General features: G+C 65.9%; 26 protein-coding genes and 1 tRNA gene. 16 read left to right on the top strand and 11 right to left on the bottom strand.

Features of this window, described 5'->3' with window-relative positions; all coding sequences use genetic code 11:
- Position 1 precedes the first annotated feature (1 nt).
- The 4 genes from GRX03_RS00260 to GRX03_RS00275 all read right to left on the bottom strand — a co-directional run bounded on the left by GRX03_RS00260 (position 2) and on the right by GRX03_RS00275 (position 3,085).
- Positions 2 to 595 (bottom strand): hypothetical protein, encoded by a 594-nt coding sequence (locus tag GRX03_RS00260; RefSeq protein WP_159762209.1) that lies wholly within the window; start codon positions 593 to 595, stop codon positions 2 to 4.
- 107 nt (positions 596 to 702) lie between these two features.
- On the bottom strand, positions 703 to 1,011 hold the full coding sequence (locus GRX03_RS00265) for a putative quinol monooxygenase (RefSeq protein ID WP_159762210.1): 309 nt from the start codon (positions 1,009 to 1,011) through the stop codon (positions 703 to 705).
- Positions 1,012 to 1,052: 41 nt separating this feature from the next.
- Positions 1,053 to 2,246 (bottom strand): MFS transporter, encoded by a 1,194-nt coding sequence (locus GRX03_RS00270; RefSeq protein WP_201289142.1) that lies wholly within the window; start codon positions 2,244 to 2,246, stop codon positions 1,053 to 1,055.
- Entirely contained in the window at positions 2,243 to 3,085 is an 843-nt protein-coding gene (locus GRX03_RS00275; RefSeq protein ID WP_159762211.1) for a ribose-phosphate diphosphokinase, read from the bottom strand. The genes GRX03_RS00270 and GRX03_RS00275 overlap by 4 nt, the downstream gene beginning before the upstream one ends.
- 120 nt (positions 3,086 to 3,205) lie before the next feature.
- Between GRX03_RS00275 and GRX03_RS00280 the strand changes: the two genes are divergently transcribed.
- The 3 genes from GRX03_RS00280 to GRX03_RS16445 all read left to right on the top strand — a co-directional run bounded on the left by GRX03_RS00280 (position 3,206) and on the right by GRX03_RS16445 (position 4,737).
- A tRNA-Pro gene (locus tag GRX03_RS00280) sits at positions 3,206 to 3,278 on the top strand.
- Positions 3,279 to 3,462: 184 nt separating this feature from the next.
- The gene (locus tag GRX03_RS00285; RefSeq protein ID WP_159762212.1) at positions 3,463 to 4,509 is read left to right on the top strand and encodes a sensor histidine kinase; all 1,047 of its coding nucleotides are present in this window, start codon (positions 3,463 to 3,465) and stop codon (positions 4,507 to 4,509) included.
- 81 nt (positions 4,510 to 4,590) lie between these two features.
- Positions 4,591 to 4,737 carry a DUF7560 family zinc ribbon protein gene (locus GRX03_RS16445; RefSeq protein WP_201289143.1) on the top strand — a complete coding sequence of 49 codons (147 nt, stop codon included), beginning with the start codon at positions 4,591 to 4,593 and terminating at the stop codon, positions 4,735 to 4,737.
- Here the strand turns inward: GRX03_RS16445 and mdh are convergent.
- Positions 4,730 to 5,644, bottom strand: a complete 915-nt coding sequence (gene mdh, locus GRX03_RS00290; RefSeq protein ID WP_159762213.1) for a malate dehydrogenase — start codon at positions 5,642 to 5,644, stop codon at positions 4,730 to 4,732. The two genes, GRX03_RS16445 and mdh, sit on opposite strands and share 8 nt — an antisense overlap.
- A gap of 164 nt (positions 5,645 to 5,808) precedes the next feature.
- Between mdh and GRX03_RS00295 the strand changes: the two genes are divergently transcribed.
- Positions 5,809 to 7,251: a replication factor C large subunit gene (locus GRX03_RS00295; RefSeq protein WP_159762214.1), complete on the top strand. Its 1,443-nt coding sequence runs from the start codon at positions 5,809 to 5,811 to the stop codon at positions 7,249 to 7,251.
- A gap of 6 nt (positions 7,252 to 7,257) precedes the next feature.
- On the opposite strand, the gene GRX03_RS00300 is transcribed toward GRX03_RS00295, so the two are convergent.
- The gene (locus tag GRX03_RS00300; RefSeq protein WP_233739751.1) at positions 7,258 to 7,749 is read right to left on the bottom strand and encodes a cytochrome AA3 biosynthesis protein; all 492 of its coding nucleotides are present in this window, start codon (positions 7,747 to 7,749) and stop codon (positions 7,258 to 7,260) included.
- A gap of 130 nt (positions 7,750 to 7,879) precedes the next feature.
- Here GRX03_RS00300 and GRX03_RS00305 point away from each other — a divergent pair, with 130 nt between their 5' ends.
- Positions 7,880 to 10,132, top strand: a complete 2,253-nt coding sequence (locus tag GRX03_RS00305) for an NADP-dependent malic enzyme (RefSeq protein ID WP_159762215.1) — start codon at positions 7,880 to 7,882, stop codon at positions 10,130 to 10,132.
- Between the two features lie 54 nt (positions 10,133 to 10,186).
- Here the strand turns inward: GRX03_RS00305 and GRX03_RS00310 are convergent, their stop codons facing one another.
- The 3 genes from GRX03_RS00310 to GRX03_RS00320 form a co-directional block, all read right to left on the bottom strand.
- Entirely contained in the window at positions 10,187 to 10,645 is a 459-nt protein-coding gene (locus tag GRX03_RS00310; protein WP_159762216.1) for a hypothetical protein, read from the bottom strand.
- 64 nt (positions 10,646 to 10,709) lie between these two features.
- Positions 10,710 to 11,816 carry a tRNA (guanine(26)-N(2))-dimethyltransferase gene (locus GRX03_RS00315; RefSeq protein WP_159762217.1) on the bottom strand — a complete coding sequence of 369 codons (1,107 nt, stop codon included), beginning with the start codon at positions 11,814 to 11,816 and terminating at the stop codon, positions 10,710 to 10,712.
- Positions 11,817 to 11,857: 41 nt separating this feature from the next.
- On the bottom strand, positions 11,858 to 12,388 hold the full coding sequence (locus GRX03_RS00320) for a hypothetical protein (protein ID WP_159762218.1): 531 nt from the start codon (positions 12,386 to 12,388) through the stop codon (positions 11,858 to 11,860).
- 254 nt (positions 12,389 to 12,642) lie between these two features.
- On the opposite strand from GRX03_RS00320, the gene GRX03_RS00325 reads away from it, so the two are divergent.
- From GRX03_RS00325 to cmk, 6 genes are all read left to right on the top strand, one after another.
- Positions 12,643 to 13,632, top strand: a complete 990-nt coding sequence (locus GRX03_RS00325) for a metal-dependent hydrolase (protein ID WP_159762219.1) — start codon at positions 12,643 to 12,645, stop codon at positions 13,630 to 13,632.
- Between the two features lie 47 nt (positions 13,633 to 13,679).
- Positions 13,680 to 14,303, top strand: coding sequence for a hypothetical protein (locus GRX03_RS00330; protein WP_159762220.1), 624 nt, complete (start codon positions 13,680 to 13,682; stop codon positions 14,301 to 14,303).
- Positions 14,290 to 14,940, top strand: a complete 651-nt coding sequence (locus GRX03_RS00335) for a hypothetical protein (protein WP_159762221.1) — start codon at positions 14,290 to 14,292, stop codon at positions 14,938 to 14,940. The genes GRX03_RS00330 and GRX03_RS00335 overlap by 14 nt, the downstream gene beginning before the upstream one ends.
- A gap of 45 nt (positions 14,941 to 14,985) precedes the next feature.
- Positions 14,986 to 15,102, top strand: a complete 117-nt coding sequence (locus tag GRX03_RS17115; RefSeq protein ID WP_449271931.1) for a DUF7859 family protein — start codon at positions 14,986 to 14,988, stop codon at positions 15,100 to 15,102.
- A gap of 53 nt (positions 15,103 to 15,155) precedes the next feature.
- Positions 15,156 to 16,238 carry an aminopeptidase gene (locus GRX03_RS00340; protein WP_159762222.1) on the top strand — a complete coding sequence of 361 codons (1,083 nt, stop codon included), beginning with the start codon at positions 15,156 to 15,158 and terminating at the stop codon, positions 16,236 to 16,238.
- A 106-nt stretch (positions 16,239 to 16,344) separates the two neighbouring features.
- A complete protein-coding gene (gene cmk, locus GRX03_RS00345) occupies positions 16,345 to 16,962 on the top strand; it encodes a (d)CMP kinase (RefSeq protein ID WP_159762223.1) in 618 nt (205 codons plus the stop codon).
- Here the strand turns inward: cmk and GRX03_RS00350 are convergent.
- Positions 16,957 to 18,318, bottom strand: coding sequence for a D-aminoacyl-tRNA deacylase (locus GRX03_RS00350; protein WP_159762224.1), 1,362 nt, complete (start codon positions 18,316 to 18,318; stop codon positions 16,957 to 16,959). The two genes, cmk and GRX03_RS00350, sit on opposite strands and share 6 nt — an antisense overlap.
- 108 nt (positions 18,319 to 18,426) lie before the next feature.
- Here GRX03_RS00350 and GRX03_RS00355 point away from each other — a divergent pair, with 108 nt between their 5' ends.
- From GRX03_RS00355 to GRX03_RS00370, 4 genes are read left to right on the top strand one after another with little or no spacing between them, the layout of a single operon-like run.
- Positions 18,427 to 19,524, top strand: a complete 1,098-nt coding sequence (locus tag GRX03_RS00355; protein ID WP_159762225.1) for a branched-chain amino acid ABC transporter permease — start codon at positions 18,427 to 18,429, stop codon at positions 19,522 to 19,524.
- The gene (locus GRX03_RS00360) at positions 19,521 to 20,831 is read left to right on the top strand and encodes a branched-chain amino acid ABC transporter permease (protein ID WP_159762226.1); all 1,311 of its coding nucleotides are present in this window, start codon (positions 19,521 to 19,523) and stop codon (positions 20,829 to 20,831) included. Before GRX03_RS00355 ends, GRX03_RS00360 begins: the two co-directional genes overlap by 4 nt.
- Complete coding sequence (locus GRX03_RS00365; protein WP_159762227.1) at positions 20,828 to 21,646, top strand: ABC transporter ATP-binding protein; 819 nt, start codon at positions 20,828 to 20,830, stop codon at positions 21,644 to 21,646. Before GRX03_RS00360 ends, GRX03_RS00365 begins: the two co-directional genes overlap by 4 nt.
- Positions 21,643 to 22,347 (top strand): ABC transporter ATP-binding protein, encoded by a 705-nt coding sequence (locus tag GRX03_RS00370; RefSeq protein WP_368277880.1) that lies wholly within the window; start codon positions 21,643 to 21,645, stop codon positions 22,345 to 22,347. The genes GRX03_RS00365 and GRX03_RS00370 overlap by 4 nt, the downstream gene beginning before the upstream one ends.
- 3 nt (positions 22,348 to 22,350) lie before the next feature.
- Here GRX03_RS00370 and GRX03_RS00375 read toward each other — a convergent pair whose 3' ends face one another.
- Positions 22,351 to 23,604, bottom strand: coding sequence for an ABC transporter substrate-binding protein (locus tag GRX03_RS00375; protein ID WP_159762228.1), 1,254 nt, complete (start codon positions 23,602 to 23,604; stop codon positions 22,351 to 22,353).
- Positions 23,605 to 23,777: 173 nt separating this feature from the next.
- Between GRX03_RS00375 and leuS the strand changes: the two genes are divergently transcribed.
- Entirely contained in the window at positions 23,778 to 26,411 is a 2,634-nt protein-coding gene (leuS, locus tag GRX03_RS00380) for a leucine--tRNA ligase (protein ID WP_159762229.1), read from the top strand.
- The last annotated feature ends 35 nt before the right edge of the window (positions 26,412 to 26,446 follow it).

A 26,446-nucleotide genomic window follows, 5' to 3' on the forward strand; every position in this document is an offset into this window, starting at 1 on the left:
GTTACGACCCCGGCATCCGTACCTCGCCGCCCCCGCTTCGTCCCGCACCGCCCTCTCTGCCGCCGCCCCGCTGCCAGTGGACAATCACGCCTCCGAGACCGAGCGTCAGTACGACCAACCCGCCAATCGTTCCGAGCACCGGGATCACCGAGAACAACCCCCCGAGCACGGTGGCGACTGCCAGTGCCGCCGGCCACGTCTCCCCGACGACTCGACCCGCGGTGAGATAGCCGATCACGCCGACGACGACGATCCCGAACGCTATCGGGACCAACAGCACGACGCCGATCCGACTGAGCACGAGAATCACCGCCAGCCCGAACAGACTGAACAGTCCGAGGAGTCCGGCCCCAAACGAGCTACCAGGTTCCTCCAGGATGGTGTCCGTCACGTCCTCCGTGTACTCCGGAGAGACCAGCACTAACGCGGTGCCGATAACGAATATCGTGACCACAGTGAGCAGTGGTCGTTCGTGCAGCACGAAACTGGGATCTGCGGCCCCGCCGACCTCTGCACTCGCGGGTTCGACGAACACCGACGCGCAGACGAGACCGCAACTCACCAGCGCCGGCCGTCGCGGCGAGTGTCGCTCCATCGCTTCGGAAGTGTCCGGCCGACACTAAGTCTGTGGTCACGGTTCCCGCGGAGAGAAACGCGGACTGTGCGGGACGGCCCCGCCGACAGCAGTCCCGGCAGAAACTCTCAGCCGGAGTGTTTCGCGGCCAGCACGTCGACCTCTTCGATCTGTGGCTCCTCGGCGAGCAGTTCGTCGGCGTTCGCCATCAGTTGCTCGGCAATCTCCCCGTCGAGGTGTGCCTGTCGGCCGTCCTCGTCGGGGAAGGTATCGAAGATGCCGAAGGTCGTGTCGTCGAATCGCAGCGCGAACCACGTCGTCGTCTTCTCCTCGTCTTCGGCCATCGGCAGTGCCGATTCGAGAAACTCCTCGACCTCCTCGGCCTTCTCGGGTTTCGCTTCGAGCGTCGCCTGCAGCGCGTATTCGGACTCAGACATTCCAGATCAGGATACGCTCGGCCCGCGAATAAAGCCAGGACCTAACGAGGTTGGGCCGCGGGTGCGCGCTCGCGTCTGTGTCGGCGGTACTGCCGGGCCAGCAGGGCCACGCTGATCAGCAGGCTCCCGGCCAGCGCCCAGAACGCGGTCGTGAACCCGGCCTGCTGGGCGACGATGCCGACGAACCCCGGGCCGAGGGCGTTCGCCGTCAGGAACACCGCTCGGGAGGCCCCGACATCGCTGCCCATACTCCCGTCGGGGGCGGCCTCCATCACGACGGTATCTGCGATCGGAAAGCCGGATTTGTAGCCGAGCGCGGTCAGCACCGTCCCGACCGCGATCACCGGCAGGGAGGGTGCAACCAACACCAGAGCCGTGCCGACCAGCGAGACGAGCAGGCCACAGACGCCGACCAGCAGCCGAGGGAACCGATCAGAGAGGTCTCCGGCGACCGGCTTGGCGAGGATCCCGGCCCCGAACAGCAGCGCGAAACTCCCGCTCGCAACCGTCTCGGAGAAGCCACCGGAGACAAGCAGCGTCGGGAAGAAATTGGTCAACCCGCCGACGAAGAAGTAGAATATCGAGAACGCGACGAGCGTCTCCCGCTGGTCGCGCGTCGCGACGAGACGGCCCGCAGTCTCCCCTGGGCTCAGCTCCACCCGTGCCCGCTCGTACGGCTCCCGGTTCCAGAGTACGTACAGCACCCCCACGAGCGTCAGGACGACGATCACCGGCAGAAACGCGACTTGCCACACCGTCGTCGCGAGGACGGCGACGGCCAGCCCCGAGGCGAGGACGCCGCCCACGTCCGTCCCGGCGGAGTAGATCCCGAGCGCCCGCCCCCGGCGAGCGGTGAAGAGATCGCCCAGCAGCGCCCGCGACGGGCTGGCGAACAGCCCTTTTCCGATCCCGAGGACGACGACCGCGCCGACGAACAGCGCGGCGGTGACCGACAGCGCAATCGCGACGAAGCCGACGACCAGCACGCCGAATCCGGGGACGATCAGCGTCGCCCGCGAGAGTTCATCGGAGTACGTGCCGCTGGGATACTGGACGACGGCGTAGACCAACCCGAAGGCGGTCAGCGCCGCCCCGATTCCCGCCGGCGAAAACGACAGCGTCTCGGTGATCCGGGGCAGCAACGGCGGCAACAGAAACCGGCCGCACTGCAGCGTCGCCCACCCGAGCGCGAGCGCGAGCAGAATCCGGTTCTCGTAGCGGAGGCGCCTGGTCACAGCGCGTCTGCAATCGCGGGTGCGGCGCTCACTTCGCTGACGCCACGCTCGATGGTGTCGGTCCCGTAGATCGCCTCGACGCCGGCCCGGGCGAGTTTCAACTGGGCGTTCCGGACCAACAGGGGATGGACGCAACTGACGAACACGCGCGCGGCGTCGCGCTCGTTCAACACCGCGACGGACTGACTCATCGTCGACCCCGTCGCGATGATGTCGTCGACGAGGACCACGTCACGCCCGTCGACGGCGGCCTCGCTCGGTTCGATCTCCACCTCGGTGCCGGAGTGCCGGGTCTTCTCGAAGTGATCGACGGCTCCGGCCCCGTAGGCGTCCCGAACCGTCTCGGCGAGGCTGATCGCCCCGGCGTCCGGCGAGAGAAACAGCGGATCGGACAGCTCTGACAGCGGGGCGGCGAGTCGGCCGGCGGCGTCGACGGTCTCGGTCGGCACGTCGAAAAACTCACAGACGGCGGCTTCGTGTGGGTTGACCGTCAGCACCCGGTCGCTTCCGGTGGAGATCGCCCGTGCCATCGCCCGTGCGGAGACGGGATCGCCCTCCTCGAAGGCCTTGTCCTGGCGGGCGTAACCCATGTACGGCAGGACGGTCGTCACGGTCTCGACGCCCGATTCGGTCAGGGCGTCCTGTAGCTGGAGCAGTTCGACCCAATCTCCATCCGAAACCGTCGACGCGACGATGGTCGCCCGGTCGCCCTCCGCCGCGACCTGGACTTTCCGTTCGCCGTCGGGGAACCGGTCGTAGGAGACCCGGGCGAGCGGTCTGCCCGTCTCGGCGGCGAGTTCGGCCGCCAGTCCCTGTGTGGCCGACCCTGCAACGATCATGTTGAGCCAGTCGCCGCGCGGGCTAAACCAGTTTACGATTTTTCGCCGCTCGTGGTGTTCGCTCCCACCCCAGCACCGCAACGAAACGCTTACACTTCCCTCGCCGCGAGTAGTAGATGCGGGACCGTAGGGTAGCTTGGTATCCTTCGGGCCTTGGGTGCCCGTGACCCCGGTTCAAATCCGGGCGGTCCCATAGCGACTAAAAGGCTTGCTAAAGCCTTATACGGCTGGTTTTATCGACTCTCAAAATACGTTGTTTCGCGGCAACTACGGTACAATTCTCAGCGGTTCGCTCACACACCCGAGCGACAGCCTCGCGGAGCGACGGACCTGGAAGTTCGTGAAGCAATCGAGCGCGTCGAGGACGGTGGTTCTCGATGACTGCCAGCCGGTCAGACTCGACCGCCATCGGCTGGTCGGCAGTCTCGAAGCCCGGTTCGGATCTCGCTGTCGATCTCCCCGCGGCCGTCCTGCGGTACCTCCAAGCCGATGCCGGAGATCGCGTGTTCTACCTCGTCGAGGACGAGGGAACAGTTCTCGCGTATCACGAGCGGGACGTTCCCGACGAGAGCGAGCGGATTGTCGGCGTTCGCACGGTCACCGAGCAGTCCGACGGCAGGCCGACCGTCCGGCTGACGAGTACCGCTCTCACCCTGCTCGACGCCGCCGAGGATGACCACATCTACGCCGACGACGGCCCCGGTGAGTCTGCGCGTCTCCACCACTCCCCCGGTCGGCCTGACGCCGGTCGTGACGTGACTGACCGGCGGCAGCGCGAACAGATTCTGGACGTTCTCAACCGCGTTCTGCGGCACAATCTGCGCAACGAGTTGAGCGTCATCAAATCCCGGACCGGAATCGTCGAGGAACGACTCGAGGACCCGGGGCTGAGGACACACCTCGAAAAGACGGCCGAGGCGGTCGACTCGCTGGTCGGGCTAGGCGAAGAAGCCCGGGTAATCGAGCGGGCACTGGAGTACGACACGGTCCCGACAGAGGTCGACGTCGACGAACTACTCGACGAGATCACGGCGGAGACTGTCCCGCCGGCTGGGACCGTCGAGATGAGCGGCGAGTCGACGACGGTACGGACAGATCGGTACCTGCTGGCGGTTGCTCTCGAAAATATCGTCGAAAACGCCGTCGAACACACCACCGATGGCCGTCCGTGGATTCGCATCCGGACAGTCGATACCGGTGCAGGAGTCCATATCCGGGTCGACGACAACGGCCCCGGGATTCCACAGGTGGAGGTGGACGTGATCCGCCGCGGCCGGGAGACGGCGACCGAACACGGAAGCAGCATGGGACTGTGGCTCATCTCCTGGGCGGCGACCGCCTGCGGCGGTACGGCGTCGTTCGGCGACGGACCCGACGGCGCCCGGGTCGACCTCTGGATTCCCGACCAGCCGGCGTCCGACTGACCGGGTGCCGACGGGAGCCACTTAAACTGGCCCGGATACTCGGGAGGGGCTACTTTGGAAGAACAGTACCTGTCTCTGTGTATGCACGCAAGCGACACGCGGGCGTTCGTCTGTCCGGGGTGTGGGGAGCGGATGAACGTCTCACCGGCGATGCGCGAAGCGGTACTGCAAAACGGCTGTCCGTTCTGTACCGACGCTGTCGAGAGTCCCGAGGCGTTCGTTAGCTGATCTTCTCGTACTGCTCGGAGAGTTTGTCGGCGGCCTCCTGCATCTGCTCGCGCTCGAACTCGGTGAGTTCCCACTCGATGACCTCTTCGACGCCGTTCTCCCCGAGTCGGACCGGGACACCGAAGCCGACGCCCTCGTGACCGTACTCGCCGTCAAGCGGGATCGAACACGGGAGCACTTCGCCGGTGTCGTTGAGAATCGCGTCGACGATGTGGGTGACACCGCGGGCGGGACCCCACTCGGTCGCGCCCTTGCGCTCGATGACGTTCATGGCGCTTTCCTGCAGATCCGCGAGAATCTCCTCCTGTTCGTCCTCGGTGAACTCCGGATCCGTGCCGTCGACGCGGACCTTCGAGAAGACCGGAACCTGCGCGTCGCCGTGCTCGCCCAGAATCGTCGCCTCGACGTTGCCGACCGGCGTGTCGAAGCGCTCGGAGAGTACGTAGCGGAAGCGGGCGGAGTCGAGTCGGCCGCCGAAGCCGATGACTTTGCTCCGGTCGCGGTCGCCGGCCTCGTAGAGGTGCCGGTTGAGGAGGTCGACCGGGTTCGAGGTGGTGACGGTGATGAAGTCGTCGCTGTGCTCCGCGAGCGAATCCTGAATGTCCTCCATGATCGGGGCGTTGTCGTCGGCCAGATCAAGCCGCGTGTCGCCCGGACTGCGCGGCAGTCCCGCTGTGATGACGACGACATCGGAGCCGGCGGTGTCGGCGTAATCGCCCTGTCGAACCTCGGTGTTCGAGTCGTAGGCGATGCCGTGGTTGGTGTCGGCCGCCTGTCCGACGGTCACGTCCTCCTGCTCGGGAATGTCGACGAAGACGACCTCGTCGGCGATATCTTCCAGTGCAATCGTGTACCCTGCTGCCGCGCCGACGGTGCCTGCCGCACCGACGATGCTTACTTTTGCCATGGTTGCATCTCCCTCAGCCCTCGCCGTAAACATGTCGAAACGACGGCGCGTATCTTCATTCGATATTACTGTTAACAAATACTATATTTTCACTTACCCCCTCACAGCGGGGGCGGGTCGGTGGCTCCGCAACCACTAAACGCGCTTCGCACCTTGTCCCGGTAATGACCGACTGGACGGAGAAGTACCGCCCCAGTTCGCTGTCGGAACTGCGGGGCAACGACAAAGCCCGTGACGCCTTGCGGGAGTGGGCCGAGACCTGGGACGACCACCGCAAGGCGGTCATCCTCCACGGGCCGCCGGGGATCGGGAAGACCTCGGCGGCGCACGCCCTGGCCGCGGACAAGGGCTGGCCGACCATCGAACTGAACGCCTCGGACTCCCGGACGAAAGACGTGATCGAACGGGTCGCCGGCGAGGCCGCAAAGAGCGGAACGCTCACCGGGGGTGGCGGCGGTCGCCGTCTGCTCATCATGGACGAGGCCGACAACATTCACGGCAACGCCGACCGCGGTGGCTCCCGGGCGATCACCAGCCTCGTCAAGGAGGCCAGCCAGCCGATGATTCTCATCGCGAACGACTTCTACGAGATGTCGAACGGCCTCCGCAACGCCTGCGAGGACATCGAGTTCCGCGGCGTCTCGAAACGCTCGATTCTTCCCGTCCTGCGTGATCTCTGCCGCAAAGAGGGAATCGAGTTCGACTCCGAGGCGCTCGAACAGATCGCGGAGACCAACAGCGGCGACCTGCGCGGCGCGATCAAGGATCTGCAAGCGCTCGCCGAAGGGAAGGACCGACTCACGCCCGAGGATGTCGTCACCAGCGAGCGCGACACCACCGAGGGCGTGTTCGACTACCTCGACACCGTGATCAAAAACGCGGGACCGCAGGAGGCCTTGGAGGCCAGCTACGACGTCGACGAGACCCCGGACGATCTGATCAACTGGATCGAGGACAACATGCCCAAAGACTACCACGGCGAGGAACTCGTCGTCGCCTACGACTTCCTGGCGAACGCCGACCGCTGGCTCGGGCGCGTTCGCGCCACGCAGAACTACTCGTTTTGGCGCTACGCCGGGGACAACATGACCGCGGGCGTGGCCGCCGCCCGCCGCGAGGAGAAAGGCGGATGGACCCGCTACGGCCCGCCGAGCTACTGGTCGAAACTCGGCCGCTCGCGGGGCACGCGAGACAAGCGCGATTACATCGCCCGGAAAATCGCCGAGGCCAACGGCGTGAGCATGTCGACCGCCCGCCGCAAGATCATGCCGCAACTCGCGGTGATGACTCACCACTGCAAGAACCGCGAACTGACGGTGGCGATGGCCGCCCGCTACGAGCTAGACGAGGAACACGTCGCCTTCGTCACTGGCAGCGGCAAGAACACCAACAAGGTCGAATCGATCGTCGAAGACGCCCAGGAACTCCGGGAGGCGGCGTCCGTCGCGGCCTCACAGGGCGCTTTCGAGGGGACGGCCGAGGGGGACCACGACGCGTCGGAGTCGGCGGACGACTCCGAGGAGTCCGACCCGGCCGCCGCTGAGGAGACGAGCGAGGAGGATCCCTCGGAAGAAGACGAACAGGCCGGGCTTTCGGAGTTTATGTGAGGCTTCTCAGTCGCCGGTGACTGCGGTTTCCGTGTCTGCTTCTGTCGTGCTCTCGGTGGGGCGCCCGCTGGCGGTCCAGAAGGACAGCGCCGTCGCGTAGACGAGCGAGGCGAAGATCAACTGCGCCGCGGTCTGGTGGAGCATCGACGCGGTGATGCCGAAGTTGAGCACGGTGTTCGCGCCGAACAGGATCTGCAGCGGCAACATCACGACCGCGACGCCGAGGGCGTAGGTGATCCGGGTGTCGTACTCGCCGCGCCAGGCGATCAGTCCCGCGCCGAGGATCATGAACCCGACGACCATCGCGACCAGACGGTGGAACCACTCGACGAAACTCGGCCACGTCGCCGGGAAGAGCCCGAGCCAGCCGTCACAGAACGGCCACCGCCCCGCACAGGTCAACCCCGCGCCGATCTTGCCGGTGTAGACGCCGAGCAGGATGAGCCCGAACGTCCCGACCGTCGTCGCAGCCAGGTAGTGGCGGAATGAAAGACGCATATCCAACCCTCAGGAGTGCGGATATTTCAATTGTGGCATTCGTCTCTCCCCGGATCGGCCCGCCCGTCCCCCCCGATTCGAGCCCCGGGGTTCCGATGCTCTTTTGGGCTCTCCGCCTGCTGATACTGGCATGGGACTAGACGAGGACGCTCTCGATTACCACCGGGACGATCCGCCCGGGAAGATCGAGATTTCGACGACAAAGCCAACGAACACCCAGCGTGATCTCTCCCTGGCGTACTCGCCGGGCGTCGCCGCGCCCTGCCGGGAGATCCGCGACGACGCCGAACAGGCCTACACCTACACCACCAAGGGGAACATGGTGGGCGTCGTCTCCAACGGCAGCGCGGTACTCGGCCTCGGTGATATCGGCCCACAGGCCAGCAAACCAGTCATGGAGGGCAAAGGCGTGCTGTTCAAGCGGTTCGCCGACATCGACGTTTTCGATATCGAACTCGACCACGAGGATCCCGAAGCGATGATCACTTCGATCAAGGCCATGGAGCCGACCTTCGGGGGGATCAACCTCGAAGACATCAAGGCACCGGAGTGTTTCGAGATCGAGTCCCGCCTGCGCGAGGAGATGGACATCCCCGTCTTCCACGACGACCAGCACGGGACGGCGATCATCTCCGGGGCGGCACTGCTCAACGCCGTCGACATCAGCGGCAAGGACATCTCCGATCTCGACATCGTCTTCTCGGGGGCCGGTGCCAGCGCGATCGCTACGGCCCGGTTCTACGTCTCGTTGGGGGCGGACAAAGACCGGATCACGATGTGTGACTCCGGCGGGATCATCACCCAGAAGCGGGCCGAGGCCGGCGATGTCAACGAGTTCAAACAGGAGTTCGCCACCGACCGCCCCGAGGGCGGCCTCGCGGACGCGATGGAGGGGGCAGACGTCTTCGTCGGCCTCTCCGTCGGCGGTATCGTCGACGAGGAGATGGTCCGCTCGATGGCGGAGGATCCGATCATCTTCGCGATGGCCAATCCGGACCCCGAAATCGACTACGAGACGGCCAAGGCCGCCCGCGACGACACCGTCATCATGGCGACGGGCCGCTCGGACTACCCCAACCAGGTCAACAACGTGCTCGGGTTCCCGTTCATCTTCCGCGGTGCGCTCGACGCGCGCGCGACCGAGATCAACGAGGAGATGAAAGTCGCGGCGGCGGAGGCGCTTGCGGACCTCTCCCGGCAGGACGTGCCCGACGCCGTGGTCAAAGCCTACGGCGACGATCCGCTGCAGTTCGGCCCGGATTACATCATCCCGAAACCGCTCGACCCGCGGGTGCTGTTCGAGGTCGCGCCCGCCGTCGCAGAGGCGGCGATGGAAAGCGGCGCGGCCCGGGGCGAACTCGACCTGGAGGCGTACACCGAGCGACTGGAGGCCCGCCTGGGCAAGTCCCGCGAGATGATGCGGGTCGTCCTCAACAAGGCCAAAAGCGACCCCAAGCGGGTCGTCCTCGCCGACGGCGACGACGAGAAGATGATCCGGGCGGCATACCAACTGATCGATCAGGGGATCGCGGAGCCGATTCTGCTGGGCGACCAGCAGGAGATCTGGGAGACGATGGAGCGACTCGGACTGAGCTTCGAGCCCGAAATTGTCGACCCCACCGGCGACAACCTCGACCCCTACGCCGACCGACTGCACGAACTCCGCAAACGCGACGGGGTCACCCGCCGCGAGGCCGAGGACCTCATCCAGGACGGCAACTACCTCGGCAGCGTGATGGTCGAGATGGGCGACGCCGACGCCCTGCTGTCGGGGCTGATGCACCACTACCCCTCGGCGCTGCGACCGCCGCTGCAGATCATCGGTACCGACGACGACGCCGACTACGCGGCCGGCGTCTACATGCTCACCTTCAAGAACCGCGTGATCTTCATCGCGGACGCGACGGTCAACCAGCACCCCGACAAGGACGCCTACGAGGAGATCACGAAACACACCGCCGAACTGGCCAGGCGGTTCAACGTCGAACCCCGCGCCGCGCTGCTCTCGTACTCCGATTTCGGCTCCGTCCGCGCGGAGGGGCCGGCGGAGATCCGCGAGGCCGCCGCCTCCCTGCGGGAGGACGAGGCGGTGGACTTCCCGGTCGACGGCGAGATGCAGGCCGACACGGCGCTGGTCGAGGACATCCTCAACGACACCTACGAGTTCTCGGAACTGGACGAACCGGCGAACGTGCTCGTCTTCCCGAACCTGGATTCCGGTAATATCGGCTACAAACTGCTGCAGCGACTCGGCGGCGCCGAAGCAATCGGCCCGATGCTCGTCGGCATGGACGAACCGGTCCACGTCCTCCAGCGGGGTGACGAGGTGAAAGACATCGTCAACCTCGCAGGCGTGGCGGTCGTCGACGCACAGGAGGAGTAACCCGAAGGAGTGGGCGGGCGGTTTTTTCGCCACCGGAAGACTCGCCGTCCTCGATTAGTTCGCGTACTCGAACAGTACCGACGCGAGCAGGAACACGGCGAGTCCGGCCGCGACGCCGGCGCCGCCCCCGAGCAACACGTCCTCGAACGCGAGTCGACCGGCGAGCATCCCGATTGCAGCGGCCTCCAGACCGGCACCGAAGGCGGCCGTTCGGGCGCCGCTTGACTCCTCCTCGCGGTGTGCCGCCGTGACCGCTTCCCCGACCTCGTCGCTCTCCGACTCGGCTTCCTGTTGCTGCTGGAGGAGCCACGGCAGCAGGAAGAACGATCCGACGCCCGAGAGCAACCCGACCGTCAGCCCGAAGACCAGCCAGTTGCTCTCGAAGAGGAAGTAACTGACCGCCGTCAGCGCGAGGAAGTTCCCGACGCTCGAAGCGACGCCGATGAGCCGTACGACGTTCTCGCTGAGTTCCTCCGCTCCGCTGTCTCCGACGCCGACCGGTTCACCCGACATACACGCCGCTATCAGTTCGATCACAAAAACAGCTCCCTCGCGTTTCTCGAAGAGAAACGACCGCTCAGAACAGCGGCCCCGTGGCGGTCCGCATCTCCGGAACCGAGGCTGTCGTCTTGAACGTCGTCCCGCCGTAGTGGGTGCGTGAGGCCTCGAATCCGGCCGCTCGCAGCGCCTCCAGGAAGTCGTCCATCGCGGGCGCGGGCTCGCCCCACTCCTCACAGAGTCGGTGCTGGTCGTAGTGCGTTGGCTCGTCGAGTTCCGCCCCGAGACGGTCGATCAGGTCCCGAGCCTGCTCGGCCGTGCCCATCTCGCCGCCGACGGCCGCCTTGACCGCGGGGAGGAACTCGGGGTCACAGATGCGCTCCAGCCAGACCGGTCCGGCCGTCGTTATCGCACTGCCGCAGTTCGGACACGCCTCGGGCGGGTCGGAGAGCAGTCCCGCCTCGCTGTCGCGGTACAGACAGTGCTCGCAGTGGTAGATGAACCCCAGTCCTTCGACGACGGCGTTGGCGTCGCGAGCGCCGCGGTCCAGTTCGAGGTAGGTCCGCACGTAGTGTTTGGTGGCGTGAGTCAGGATCGGTCGGACGGCGATGTCGTAGCGAGCGCCGGTCCGGGCCAGCCCCGAGAGGAGGATCCGCACCCCCATCTCGGCGTGGTACTCGGTGTTTCGCGGGACGGCGCTGTAGGAGCGGACGCCGCTCTCGAAGTGTGCGCCACACAGCGGTGCCGTGTCGGTCGCGGTCACACAGAGGAGGTTGCGGGTCCCCTGAAAGGCGGCGTCGGCGAAGGGAATCGGCGTCCCGAACGGATCCAGATCGACTACGTCGAAGTACTCCTCGTGCAGGAGGGCGTTGACATCACGCTGGACCGTCTCGGCGTCGAGGTCGTTGCGTGCGAGGTTCGACTCACAGAGGTCGAGCGCGTCGCTGTCGACGTCACAACAGGTCACCTCCCAGCCGTCGGCGGCGGCCCGGACCCCTCGAATTCCGCTCGCGGTCATCGCGTCGAGATACGTCTCCGCCCGGGGTTCGCGCTCGCGGTAGGCGCGCAGGACGGCGAGCGTCAGGTCTCGGTTGAGTTCCTGGACGGGGTTGAAAAAGACCCCGTCACCGACGCCGTCCTCCTGTTCCGGGACTTCGATTTCGACGGCCCCCTCCCGAACGTCCATGTCGTTACTGGCCGGGCCAGCGTGAAAACCGATGCGATCCGCTACGGGTCGTCCGGCCCGGCCGCACTCTCGTTCCTACCGGCGACGCGGTCGGCAAGCAACTCCGCGGTCGGATCTAGACTCGCGTACAGGCGCGCGGCGACGATTGCCACCGCCGGGAGCGCGAGCAGGAGAAACACCAGATCGTACAGCCAGCCGACGCCGCCGACGAGCGGCCTGACCGTGCCGGACAGCCCCGCGTGAGCGATCAGCACCGCCGCGAGCACGGTCAGCCAGTAGACCAGCGACGCGGCGTTTTCGACGATATCGGCGGGTCCGTCGAGACTCATTCGCGCGAGCGCCGCGAGCCTTGGCGCAACCGACAACAGCAGTGCGACGACGGCCAGCGAGACGACGGACCCGATCAGCGCCGCGAACGTCACGGGCGTGCGCGGAACGAGTCGGCCGACGCCGGGCAAAAGCGTCAGCAGGTACGCGACGAAGACCAGCGACCCCGCACCGAGCAGAATCTTGCTCACCGCTCTGACTGTCTCGCGTTCGACCGTTCCGTCGGAACTGTCGTGCGTGATCATGGCTCCATCCGACCGGAGGGGTGGACGACCAATATACGTACCAAACCGTTGATGCGATTTTCCGACGATTCAGTTCTGTTCGAACTGTTTAGCGCGCTCGAATCGTCGCCGGACGCGGCCAGTCGGCCGAAACAGGATCCCGGTGCGTTTCCACCACGAAAGGGGGAATTTGGGGTGAGAGGGTCTCTACCGCGGGAAATGCTCCCACTCCTGCCGCGAGGTTTATATCTATTGACACCGAAGTTCTGCAAACTGTGTTCATCGGACACGCGCTTCTGGCCTTCGCCCTCGCGGTGCTGATCGCGGAGTGGCGAGGCTGGGACACCCGTCAGGCCTTCGCGCTCGGTATCGCGACCGGTGCGTTCGCCGCCCTGCCCGATGTCGACGTGCTCTACGCCGCCGTTGCGGCCGATCCGACGAAGTTCGTCGCCGGGGCCGCCGTTCGCCCGGAAGCGTTCTGGGGGCCCGCAAACGAGGCTCATCGACTGATGACCCACTCGCTCGTGGTCGCCGCCCTCGCCGGCCCGGCCTTCGGACTCTGGACGCTGCGCTCCGAGCGCGGCTGGCGACGCGGAGCGGCGGCGCTGGCGGCGGTTGTGCTCGCGGCGCTGGTCGCGGTCGCCGGCCTGACCAGCGGACTGGTCGGGGCGTTCGTCGTGGGTGCGTTCGTTCTCGTCGGGGTCGTCCTCGCCGAGGCGGCGCGCTCACGGCTGGCGCTCAGCCCCCGGATCGTCGCGCTCGCGGCGACGGCGGGCATCGCCTCGCACCCGTGGGGCGATCTGGTCACCGGCGAACCGCCGGCGCTGTTCTATCCGCTGAACGTCTCGCTGTTGAGCGAACGTATCCTGTTGAGCAGTGATCCCACACTGCACCTGCTCGGTGCCTTCGGGCTCGAACTGGGAGTCGTGGCGCTGGCCGTCGGCGTCGTCGCCCGGCAACTGGAGTACGAGCCCCACCGACTGATCGACCGACGGGCGCTGCTCGGCGTCGCCTACGGGGTTGCGGCCGTCGTCATGACGCCGCCGACGATTCATCTCTCCTATCGGTTCGTCGGTTCCATTCTGGCCGTCGGCGGCGTCTGTGGCGTCGCCCACCCCTCCGTTCGCGGCTGGTATCCGCTCCGGACCGTCCTCGACAGGCTGGTCGGGACGACCGAGCGGGCGCTCCGGACGGTCCTGACCACGCTGACGGGTATCGCAATCGCGCTGGTGAGCTACGGCGCGGTCTATCTCGCGATCAGCTGACCCACTCGCCCCAATCGATTAAGAGTGCGGCCGTCGAACAGGAAGCTATGAGTACTTCGCTCTCAGATTTGCTGGCCGAGCGCCGTCGCAACGCGACGATTAGCTGGGCGTTGCTCGGTATCGCGGCACTCTCCGGGGTCGGCGGGGTGATCGTGACGGGGCCGTTGTGGTCGGTGTTCGCGGTCGTGATCGTGTTGCTCGGTCTCCTCCCGCCGATTGCGTACCGCTCGCGGTACGTGATGCTGCCCTGGGAGGTGCTGGCCATGGCGACGCTCCCGCTGGTCGGTATCGCCGTCGGCACGCAGCGGCTGTCGAGTCCGCTGATCGCGTATCTGGCCATCGCGGCCGTCGGACTGGTCATTGTCGTCGAACTCGACTCCTTTACGTCGATTCGGATGTCCCCCGGGTTCGCAATCGTCCTGGTCGTCGCCTCGACGATGGCTGCCTCGGCGCTGTGGGCGATGCTCGAATGGTACGCCGCGATTGCCCTCGACCGCCCGTTCAATCTCACCAACGACGAACTGATGATCGAGTTCCTCTACGCCGCGTTGGCCGGCTTCGCGGCGGGCGTGACCTTCCGGACGTATTTCAGGCGGTACGTCTCGCCGTCCGACCGTGTGCCCGAGGAACTCGAAGATTCCATCGAGGAGGTGAGCTATGTCGACAATTAGCCGGATTCTCCCGAACGAGCGCCGACAGCGCCAGCTCACGCGGGGGATGGAGCTTCTGTTGATCGGGTTGCTGTTCATCGGTATCGACCGCGGCAACGTCGGGATCATCGTCAACACGACCGCGTCGCTGGTCGTCGTCCAGCTACCGGCCATCCTCGAACGGGACTTCGACCTGACGATGGACCCCCAGCTCGTGCTGTGGATCACGGCGGCGGGCTTTCTCCACGGTATCGGAATCGTCGGGATTCCGGGCGTGAGCCGGTCGTTTTACACGAACATCTGGTGGTGGGACCACCTCACCCACTCGCTATCGGCGTCGGTCGTCGCCGCGGCCGGCTACGCCACCGTCCGGGCCGTCGACCTGCACTCCGACGAGGTCGGGATTCCGTCGCGGTACATCGGGGTCGTCCTGCTGATTTTCGTCCTCGCTTTCGGCGTGCTCTGGGAACTGCTCGAGTTCGCCATCGGCGTCACCGCAGACGCGGCCGGGACGCGGACGATTCTCACGCAGTACGGCATCGAGGACACGCTGAAGGATCTCACGTTCAACTCCATCGGCGGCGTGATCGTCGCCATCTGGGGCGGACTCTACCTCTCCGATCTCTCGACGGCGATCAGCGAGAAACTCGCCGAGTGACCGGCGGTCGTAACCTCTTTTTTGTTGGCCGACAGATCCTCCGACATGAACACCATCATCGTCGTCTCGATTCTGGGGCTCATTCTCGGCTTCATCTTCTTCGTCTATCTAATGATCCGCCGGACGACCGAGGAGTTCAAACGCGGCATGAACAGCGAGTAGACCGCAACTGCCGGAACCAAAACGGTTTGCCGCTGCCGCCCTCTCTATCCGGTATGGATCCACGCGTTCGCGACCACGCAGAGACGATTGCAACGCACTCTGTCGACCTGCAGGACGGCGACAACGTCGTCATCGCCGCCCCGCCGGCAGCGGAACCGCTCGCCGTTGCTCTCCACGAAGTAATCGGCGACCACGGCGCGAATCCGGTCGCACTGAACGGAAACGACCGGTTCAGTCGCGCGTATCTGCGCGCACGCGACGACGACTTCGAGACGCCGGACCACGAACTCGCCCTGATCGAGGAGACAGACGTGTTCATCGCCATCCGAGCCAACGAGAACGTCACCGAGACCAGCGATGTCAGCCCCGAGACCAACGCCGCCTACTCCCAGGCGAGACAGCCGATTCTGGACGAACGGCTCTCCAAGCGCTGGTGTCTCACCCAGTATCCCGCCCCGGCGAACGCCCAACTGGCGGAGATGAGCACCGCCGCCTACGAGAACTTCGTCTGGGAGGCCATCAACAAGGACTGGGTGGCGGTTCGGGAGTACCAACAGCAGATGGTCGAGATTCTCGACCCCGCCGACGAGGTCCGGATCGTCTCCGGGGAGACGACCGACGTGACCATGTCGATCAGCGGGAACCCGACGCTGAACGACTACGGCGAGAAGAACCTCCCCGGCGGCGAGGTCTTCACCGCCCCGGTTCCCGACAGCGTCGACGGCGAGGTGCTGTTCGACAAACCGCTCTATCACCAGGGCCGGGAGGTGACCGATGTCTACCTCGAATTCGAGGACGGGAAAGTCGTCGACCACGCCGCGGAGAAAAACGAGGACGTGCTGACGGAGGTGCTCGAAACCGACGAGGGGGCGCGCTATCTCGGCGAACTCGGAATCGGCATGAACCGAGATATCGACCAGTTCACCTACAACATGCTGTTCGACGAGAAGATGGGCGACACCGTCCACATGGCCGTCGGCCGCGCATACGGAGAGACCGTCGGCGAGGGCAACGAACAGAACCAAAGCGCCGTCCACGTCGACATGATCGTCGACATGTCCGAGCACTCCCGCATCGAGGTCGACGGCGAAGTCGTCCAGCGAGACGGCACCTTCCGGTTCGAGGACGGCTTCTGAGTTCCGCGGCGAGCCGTCTCCGCCCCGACGCTCCGCTTTCGTGTCAACAATCACCATAGTCGCCGGAGAACACCCGGTTTTTACACCTGGCGCGCCACCCCGCGATATGGTCGAGCAAGGAACGCAGGTGTCGCCGATCGACGCAAATCTGTTCGTGACGGTGTCCGGTCCGCCGGGTTGTGGTGCGACCTCGCTGTGTACGCGACTGGCCGAGGCACTCGATTGTCCGTACGTCTCCGGCGGGGAGATCTTCCGCGACATCGCCGAGGAACGGGGGATGGGACTGACGGAACTGAGCGCGAAAGCCCAGGAGTCCGACGAGATCGACCGCGAGCTGGACCGCCGGCTTCGCTCGATCGCCGAGAAGTGGGGGGCCTCGAACAAGCCGTTCGTTCTCGAATCCCGACTCGCCGGCTGGCTCGCCGGCGAACGAGCAGATCTGCGGATATACCTCAACGCTCCCGAGGAGGTGCGCAAGGACCGGATCAGCGACCGCGAGGAGACCGCCGCCGAGATGAGCGTCCGCGAGGTCAACGAGGCCGGCCGCTACCAGGCCTACTACGACATCGACCTCGACGACCGCACCTTCTACGACATGCACGTCAACACCGCCCGCTGGAGTCAGGAGGGGGTCTTCCGCATCGTCAGCGCCGCCATCGAGGGGTACGATCCGGAGAGCGACGAGGGGTCGTTCCCGACGCCGCCGGTCGATTTCGACCTATAGCTCGAACTCGACCTCGCGCTCGGTGCGGACCTCCTCGGGGGGAATCGTCCGACCGTCGACCTCGACGGCCTCGCCGCTGGCCAGCCGGCCGAACGCCGGCCCCTCCGAGAGCCCGAAGGTCTCGGCCTTCTCGGGGTCGAACCGCTCCGTTCTGGCGACGATTCGATCCCCCCGGTGCTCGATTTCGTCGTACCGCTCGGTGAGCAGGTCGGCGAGGTCGTCGATGATCGCCTCGCGGTCCTCGTCGGCGAGGACGACCGTCCCTGTCGGCCGGGTTCCCCCCTGTTCCGTCTGGAAGGCGACCGTCGCCTCGTCGATTCGCTCGTAGACCGTCTCCCGGTCGATCCCGCAGACCTCGTCGATCAGGTTCTCCGGCAGTGAGTCGACGGTAAACGCCGTGTCGTCGTGTGTCTGTGCCTGCTTGCCGAACCGAAGGCCCTGCTCGACGGTTCCGACCGCCTCCTCGACGGCGGCGACCAGATCGAGGTCCACCCCGTCGGTTTCCCGCACCCACGTCTCCGTCACCGGACGGTAGCCGTACTCCTCGATTATCTCGACCAACTCCGGCTTGCTGCCCTCGACGAGTCCGTACGCGGCGGCGCTCTGCTCGAAGGCTCGCTCGACGACGGCACGTCTGTCCGCCTCGCTTTCGATTGCGTCGAGCCCCCAGTCGACGGCGACGTGGCCGACCGCCCAGTCGGTCTCTCGGGTGATGCGCTCGAATCGTGGAGTGTAGTGGCCGCCGCCGAACCCCACGAGGTGGCGCCGACGCTCGTTCCCCGAGTCGTCCGCTCCGTCGGCCGGCTTGTCTGGATCGACCCCGCGGAGGTCGAGAATCGCCTTCGCGGCCGCACGACAGGCGGCCTCGTCGGCCCACTGTGGCTCCGCGCTGCCGACTTCGACGAACATCGACGGCGCGCCGACCGCCGACGGGCCGTGGTGGGTTCCCTCCATGCCGACTTCGTACTCCTCGGGAGCGTGTTCGCGCATCGCCGCGAGGACGGCGTCGTGGGCGTTCGGACAGGCCCGTGCGAGTTCGTTGTCCTCCCCGCCGTGTTCCGCCGGCCCGACGTTGCCGGTGTGGTGTGCGGTCAGAAGCGGGCCGGTATCGCCGCTGTGGCGAGAGGCGAAGACGAGCAGATCGGGGTTCTCGAAGGCCTCGGCGGGGCGGTCGAGACGGAGATGCCACTCGTCGAACTCGCGGATAGCCGCGCCGTCAGTCCGGTAGACGGTTCCGCCGCCGCCGGCGTCGGGACGGCTCTCGTCGGTGACCTGTTGCCACTCGGTGACAGTCCGTAACTGTTCGCCGATGTTGACGGAGGCGGAATCGGCGCGGGAGACGACGATACCGAGCATACCGCAACTGGGGGGTCACCGCTCGAAAAGGTTGCCATCCGGCTCCCGATTGTGCCGGCTCCGGCGGCTTCGCAAAGGTTTACTGGGGACGGACAGGATACCAAACATATGTCCACACGCACGGAACAGGATCTCAGCCAACTCCTCCGGCAGTTTCTGCTTCCCGCGACGCTGGTCGTCGTCGCCGGTCTGCTCGTCGTCGATCTGTTCAGGCGGCTGGTGACCGGCGCGGTCGGGACCGCGACGCTGGCCACGTTTCTGTGGGACGGCGTCGTCTTCGGTATGGCGATCGGTCTCGCGGGGATCGGGCTCGCGATGACGTACAGCATCCTCAAGTTCGCGAACTTCGCACACGGAGATTACATCACCTTCGGTGCCTTCGCCGGCTGGATGGTCACCTTCGTCGTCGCCGGACTGGGCGATTTCAGTCTCGATCTGCTCGTCCTCGTCAGCGGGGAACTGTCCGTCGCCGACATCGGGATCAACGTCCTCGCCACCCCCCTGGCGATCGTGCTCGGACTCGTCGTCGCGGCTGCGGCGACGGCCGCGCTCGCGCTCGTCGTCGACCGGATCGTTTTCAAACCCATGCGAGACGCCGACGGCATCTCGCTGTTGATCGCGAGCGTCGGCGTCGCCCTGGCGCTTCGACACGTGCTTTTGCTCGTGTTCCAGGGGTCGAGCCGAACGCTCACGACCGATGTCGCTTCCGTCTCCGTCTCCGTCGGTGACGGAGCGGTCGCGTTCGGCGCACACGAGGTGACACTCGTCGTGCTCGCGGCCGTGTTGATGATCGGAACCCACGCGCTCCTGCAGTACACGAAACTCGGCACCGCGATGCGCGCGATGGCCGACAACGAGGACCTCGCTCGCGTGACCGGCATTCCGACCGAGCGGGTCGTCCGGACGGCCTGGCTGCTCGGCGGCGCTCTGACCGGCGCGGCCGGCTTTCTCATCGCGCTCGAATCCGGCACGATGAACACCTCGTTCGGCTGGGAACTGCTGCTCGTGATCTTCTCCGCGGTCATCCTCGGCGGGATCGGCTCGGTGTACGGTGCGATCGCCGGCGGGCTGATTATCGGCGTTGCGAGCCGCCTGTCGCTGATCTGGCTGCCGAGCGAACTGATCCTCGCGGGCGCGTTCGGCGTGATGATCGTCGCGCTGCTGGTCAAACCACAGGGGCTGCTCGGCGGGGTGAAGACGGTATGAGCGAGCCGACAGAGACGCCCGCGACACGTCTACTCGCCTGGCTGACCGACGGCGACCTCCGACTGCTGTCCGTGCTGACCGTGTCGCTGTTCGTCCTCGTCTGGGTGCTCTCGTTTTTCTCGGGCATTCGAGAGCCCGGCCGGATTCTGAGCCAGATCCAGGGCGTGGCGTTTATCGCCGTCCTGTACGTGATGCTCGCGCTGTCGCTGAACCTACAGTGGGGGTACACCGGCCTGCTCAACCTCGGCGTGGCCGGGTTCATGGCGATCGGCGTCTACACGATGGCGCTGCTCAGCATGCCGACCAGCGCCGCCGTTCCCGGGCTCGGTCTGCCGCTGTGGATCGGCATCCCCGGCGGCGTGCTCGTCGCGTCGCTGTTCGGGGCGCTGGTCGCTCTGCCGGCGATCCGGCTGCAGGCGGATTACCTGGCGATTGTCACCCTCGCGTTCAGCGAGATCGTTCGGCTGGTCATCCGCTCACAGGAGGCGGCCTCCTTTACCATCGCCGGCACCCGACTCGGCACCGGCGGCACCGACTCCCTCGCACTGCCGACGAGTCCGGTCAAGGTGTTGCTCTACGAGGATCCCAGCCAGCCGGCGGCGATCGCCGCCGCCTCCCCCACGCCGCTCGGTGATATCCTGTTCACTGCCGGCGAGCAGATCGGCGCGAGTCCGGCGGTCATGGAATCGCTCGTCTACACCGTCTTCCTGCTCGTGATCGCGGTGGCGTTCTTCTGGCTGGTCAGCCGGATCGCCAACTCGCCGTTCGGTCGCGTCCTCAAGGCGATCCGCGAGGACGAACTCGTCGCCAGTTCCCTCGGTAAGGACACCCGCCTGTTCAAGATCAAGGTCTTCGCGCTGGGCAGCGGCATGATGGGGCTGGTGTCGATTCTCTGGTTCCTCGAACGGGGCAGCGTGACGCCAGCGACGTTCGTCCCCGATCTCACGTTTTTCGTCTTCGTCGCGCTCATCCTGGGTGGCTCGGGATCGAACATGGGCGGCGTCATCGGCTCGCTCGTCTTCGTCGTTCTCCTGCTGGAATCGCCGCGGTTCATCCGCCGGATCATCCGCGAGAGCTTCGATCCGCCGGCCCCTCCGGAGACGATTTTCGACGCCCTCAGCGGCGTCGACCCCCTGCTCGGCTACTTCACCTCCCAGGAGAGTATCTCCGCACTCCGGTTTATCCTGCTCGGGATCATTCTCGTCTATCTCATGCAGCAGCGGCCGGACGGACTGCTCGGCCACCGAACCGAGGTCGCCTCGAACGTCGATCTGGCCGACCGACAACAGACGGAGGAGGAATCATGACAGCACAGCAATCGCGGACGGCCGACGCCGACAGCGAGACGGACGCGATTCTGTCGGTGCAGGATCTCCGGAAGAGTTTCGGCGGGATCACCGCCGTCGACGGCGTCTCCTTCGAGATCGAACCCGGATCGATCACCGGGTTGATCGGCCCGAACGGGGCGGGCAAATCGACGACGTTCAACCTCATCAGCGGCGCATACACGCCCGACAGCGGGACGATCGTCTTCGACGGGACTGACATCACCGGCTACCGCCCCGACCGCGTCGCCACGCGAGGGCTCGTCCGGTCGTTCCAGATCGCCCGCGAACTCCCGGAGATGTCCGTTCTCGAAAACGTGATGCTCGCGCCACAACACCAGCTCGGCGAAACGCTGTACCGCTCGGTGCTGCCCGGGTTCCGTAGCGGCGTCGAAACACAGGAGCGAGAGCTGCGAGAGCGCGCCTGGGAGACGCTGGAGTTTTTCGAGATCGACCATCTCGCGACCGAAAACGCCGGGAACCTCTCCGGCGGGCAGCGTAAGCTACTCGAGATGGCCCGCGTGCTGATGACCGACCCCGAGATGATCCTGCTCGACGAACCGCTCGCCGGCGTCAATCCGACGCTGGAACAGAAACTGATCGAGCGGTTGCACGAACTCAAAGCCGACGGCTACACCTTCCTGTTCGTCGAACACGACATGGATATCGTCATGAACAACTGCGATCCGATCATCGTGATGCACCAGGGACAGAAACTCGCCGAGGGCGCTCCCGAGACGATCAAGGAGGACGACCGGGTGCTCGAAGCGTACCTCGGCGGGGAGGTGGAACAGTGAGCCTCCTCTCCGTTCGCGATCTCGACGCCGGTTACGGCGAACTGCAGGTGCTCGACGGCGTCGATATGGACGTCGAGGACGGGGAGTACGTCGCCATCGTCGGCCCGAACGGCGCCGGCAAGTCGACGGTGATGAAATCGGTATTCGGGCTGACCGACTACATGGGCGGAGAAATCGTCTTCGACGACGAGGACATCAGCGGACTCCGACCCGATCAGATCATCACGCGCGGGATCAACTTCGTCCCGCAGTCGGACAACGTCTTCCCCGGCCTCACGATCAGAGAGAACCTCGAGATGGGGGCGTACATCCTCGACGAGGTCCCCGAGGAGCGCATCGAGGCGGTCTACGACCGGTTCCCGATCCTGGAAGAACGCGAAGACCAACTCGGCGGCTCGCTGTCGGGCGGCCAACAGCAGATGCTCGCGATGGGGCGAGCGCTGATGCTCGATCCCGACCTGTTGTTGCTCGACGAGCCAAGCGCCGGCCTCGCCCCGGATCTGGTTCAGGAGACCCTCGACCGGATCGACCGGATCAACGACTCCGGCACGGCGGTCCTGATCGTCGAGCAGAACGCAAAAGAGGCACTCAAGCGGTGTGATCGCGGCTACGTCCTCGTTCAGGGCCAGAACCGCCACGAAGACACCGGCGAAGCCCTGCTGAACGACCAGCAGGTCAGAGACGACTTTCTCGGTGGCTGACGATCAGCCGGTGATCGTCCGGAGCGATTCCAGCGCGGGATCGCCGTTCTCGTCGGTCGTCCACCGGAAGTACTCGTAGACCGGCGTCGCGACATCGCCGTTCTCGTCGAACTCGATCGGCCGGGAGACGCCGCGGTACTCGATCTCGTCGCCGTTGCCGGCCATCTCGACGCCTTCGACGAGATTCTCCGCCGTCACGGTCTCGCCGCCGGGCGCGGCGACGCCGGAAATCTCCGCTCTGATCGCGTTCGGATCGTCCCCGTCGGCAGCGGCGTACGCGAGACACAACACTGCGGCGGCGTCGTACGCCTCGCGGACGAAGATCCCGTCCTGATCGACCTGCTGCTGGTAGGCGTCGAGTCCGCTCGCGACGTCGTCGCTGATTCCGGGTCCGGTTCCTCTGACGTTCGAGAACGTCTCGACGTCCTGTCCGGAGTTGACCGGCAGGGTCGCGGACTGGAGGCCGTCGGGCACGAGAATCGGCAGATTCGGCTGGTCGAACTCCTGATAGAAGTCACGGAAGATGACCTGGCCCTCCTCGGGGAACCCGACGATGTATAGCATGTCCGGGTTGCCGGAGAGCGCCTGCTGGAGCTGTGAGGTGTAGCTGTCCTGTGTCGGGTCGATCAGGAGTCGTTCCTGTACCGTTCCGCCGTCGTCGGTGAACGACTGGACGAACTGCTCGGCCAGACCACGCCCGTACGCGTCGTCACGGGCGATCGTCGAGACGCTGTTGGCGCCGATGTCGTTTCTCGCGATCTGTGCTGCCACCGTCCCCTGGAAGGCGTCCGACGGGGTCGTCCGCCAGAGCAGATTTCCGTCGATATCCTCGTCGAGCGTGGAGTACTCGACGGCCGTGCTCGCCGGCGTCATCTGGATGACGCCCTCTTCGAGGGTGACATCCCGGGCGACCGGGAGGCTGACATCCGAGGCCAGCGCCCCGACGAACATCGGGTATCCGCTGTCGACGAGCGCCTGCGCCCCGTTGATGCCGGACTCCGGACTCGTCTCTGTGTCCTCGAAGGCGGTGTCGACTTCCCAGTCGTTGTCGGCGTCGTTGATCAGCCCCGGGACGGTCTCTGCGCCTCCCCGGATCGGCGGGCCGAGTTCCTCTAACCCCCCGGTGATGCCCATCAGCAGACCGAGTTCGATTGTCGTGCTACTACTCGAATCGCCGCCGGTACAGCCTGCGAGCGCCAGGGTGCTCGCAGCGCCCATCCCGGCCAGAACCTCGCGTCGTTTCGGCTTCCGTCGCATATCGGCTGGTCGTTTGCGGCGAGTATATATAAATCCTGACCAACGATTAGGCGACGTAGTTCTACGATTTTGCCCCGTAAGCCCGCCTTTTGTCGACACTTGTGCTATTCTGGCTCGACGGTGGCCGGGCCGAACAATCATATGCCCGCCGGTCCCATCTCCGACAACGACCGATGTCGAGACGCAGTTACAACAGCGCGCAGGTCCAGGAGTACTGGCAACACGCGTGGGATCGGGAGGATGTCTACGAACTGACCGAGACCGACGATCCGACCTACGTGCTCGGGATGTTCCCCTACACGTCGGGCACCCTCCACATGGGCCACGTCCGAAACTACGCGATCACGGACGCCTACGCCCGATACCGTCGGATGTGCGGTGACGACGTGCTCCACCCGATGGGCTGGGACGCGTTCGGACTGCCCGCGGAAAACGCCGCACACGAACGGTACACCGACCCCGAATCCTGGACCGACGCCTGTATCGACCAGATGCGCGAGGAGATGGAGACGCTGGGGTTCGGCTACGACTGGTCCCGGGAGATCACGACCTGCGAGCCGGAGTATTACCGCTGGAACCAGTATTTCTTCCGGAAGTTCTACGAGGAGGGGCTGGTCGAGTACAAGGCCGCCGACGTGAACTGGTGTCCGGACTGCGAGACGGTGCTGGCCGACGCGCAGGTCGTCGAGACCGACGACGGCGACGTCTGCTGGCGCTGCTCGACGCCCGTCGGTCGCCGGGAACTCGATCAGTGGTTCCTGACGATCACCGACTACGCCGAGGAACTGCTCGACGGCCTCGACGACCTGGAGGGGTGGCCCGACAGCGTCCGGGAGATCCAGCGCAACTGGATCGGCAAACAGGAGGGCGCGACCGTCACCTTCGATATCGACGGCGAGTACGACACCGGGCGCGTCGAGGCCTTCACGACCCGTCTCGACACCGTCTACGGCGCTACCTACCTCGCGCTCTCGCCGGGCCACGACCTCGCGCGCGAACTGGCCGAGGAGGACGACGACCTCGCCGCCTACATCGAGGACGCCCGGACGGACGACGTCGCGGAACTCTCGGGCGTCGAGACGGACGCCACGGCGATCAACCCCGTCAGCGGCGACGAGATTCCGGTCTACGTCGGCGCGTACGTGCTCGAAGATGTCGGCACCGGCGCGGTGATGGGCGTGCCGGCGCACAACGAGCGCGACCACGCCTTCGCGAGCGAGCACGACCTTCCGGTCCGGCAGGTCATCGAACCGGTCGACGACCACCGCGTCGACCTCGACAGCGAACCGTTCACCGGGCAGGGGATGCTCACGGACAGCGGTCCCTACGACGGCCTGGCGAGTGCGGCCGCCCGCGAGCAGATTCTCGACGACAGCGACGCGGTCGAGACCGACACCACCTACCGCCTGCGGGACTGGCTGATCTCCCGCCAGCGGTACTGGGGGACGCCGATTCCGGTCGTCCACTGCGAGGACTGCGGCCCGGTGCTCGTGCCCGAGTCCGATCTGCCGGTCGAACTGCCGGAGTTCGTCCAGAGCCGCGGCAACCCCCTCGAAGAGTCGACCGAGTTCGTCGAGACGGAGTGCCCGGACTGTGGCCGCCCGGCCGAACGCGAGACCGACACGATGGACACCTTCGTCGACTCCTCGTGGTACTTCCTGCGGTATCTCTCGCCGGACCTCGACTCCGCTCCCTTCGACGCCGAGACGGCCGACGAGACGCTGCCGGTCGACGTCTACGTCGGCGGCGAGGAGCACGCGGTGTTGCACCTGCTGTACATCCGGTTTTTCGCCCGCGCGCTCGCGGACGTCGGCCTGCTCGACACCCGGGAACCGGTCGAGCGACTCATCAACCAGGGGACGGTGTTACACAGCGGCGAGAAGATGTCCAAGACGAAGGACAACGTCGTCAGCCCCCACGAGTACGGCGCGGAGACGACCCGGCTGTTCGTGCTCTCGGCGGCCCATCCCGAGCAGGACTTCGAGTGGACGGCCAGGGACGTGAACAGCTCCTACGACCTCCAGCAACAGCTGTACGGGATGGTCGCGGAGTTCACCGAACGGGCCGTGGTGCGCGAGCAGCGCCAGTCACACGACGAGTACGTGGCCAGAGAGATCGACCGGACGATCCAGGCCGTCTCCGAGCACTACGACCGGTTCCGGTTCCACCGCGCGGTGAGCGAGATCCGCACCCTGGCGGCGCTGCTCCGGCAGTACCGGGAGTTCGAGACGCCACACGAGGCGGTCTACCGCCGCGGGCTGAGCGTTCTCGCTCGCCTGATCGCTCCCATCGCCCCGTATCTCGGCGAGGAGATGTGGAACATGCTGCGCGGGGAGGGGCTGGTCGCCCAGGCGGACTGGCCCGAACCGGAGCACGAGGTGGGCCACGCCGACATCGAGCGCCGGATCGTCGAACAGCTACGCGACGACGTTCGGGACATCGTCGAGGTCGCTGCCATCGAGGATCCCGCGGAGATCGACGTCGTCGTGGCGCCGGACTGGAAGTACACCGCATACGAGATCGCGCGCGAGGCCGACGAGACGGACGCGCTGGTCGGCAAGATCATGGAGCGGGAGTCGATGCAGGCGGTCGGCACCGCCGCACAGCGCTACGCCGCCGACCTCCAGGACCGCCAGCAGGAACTCCGGCCGGTGCTCGATCCCGAGGCAGAACTGGCCCTGCTAGAGCGGGCCTCGTGGCTGCTGGGTGACGAGTTCGAGACGACCGTCACCGTCCGCCAGGCCAGCGAAGGCGGGGAGTTCGCCGACAAGGCCAAACCCGGCAAACCGGCGATTCACATAGAGTGAGCGCCCCCCGCCCCTGACGGCGAGTCGGTCGCGGG

Origin of the sequence: Halovenus carboxidivorans, from assembly GCF_009831575.1 — an archaeon.
GTDB lineage: Archaea > Halobacteriota > Halobacteria > Halobacteriales > Haloarculaceae > Halovenus > Halovenus carboxidivorans.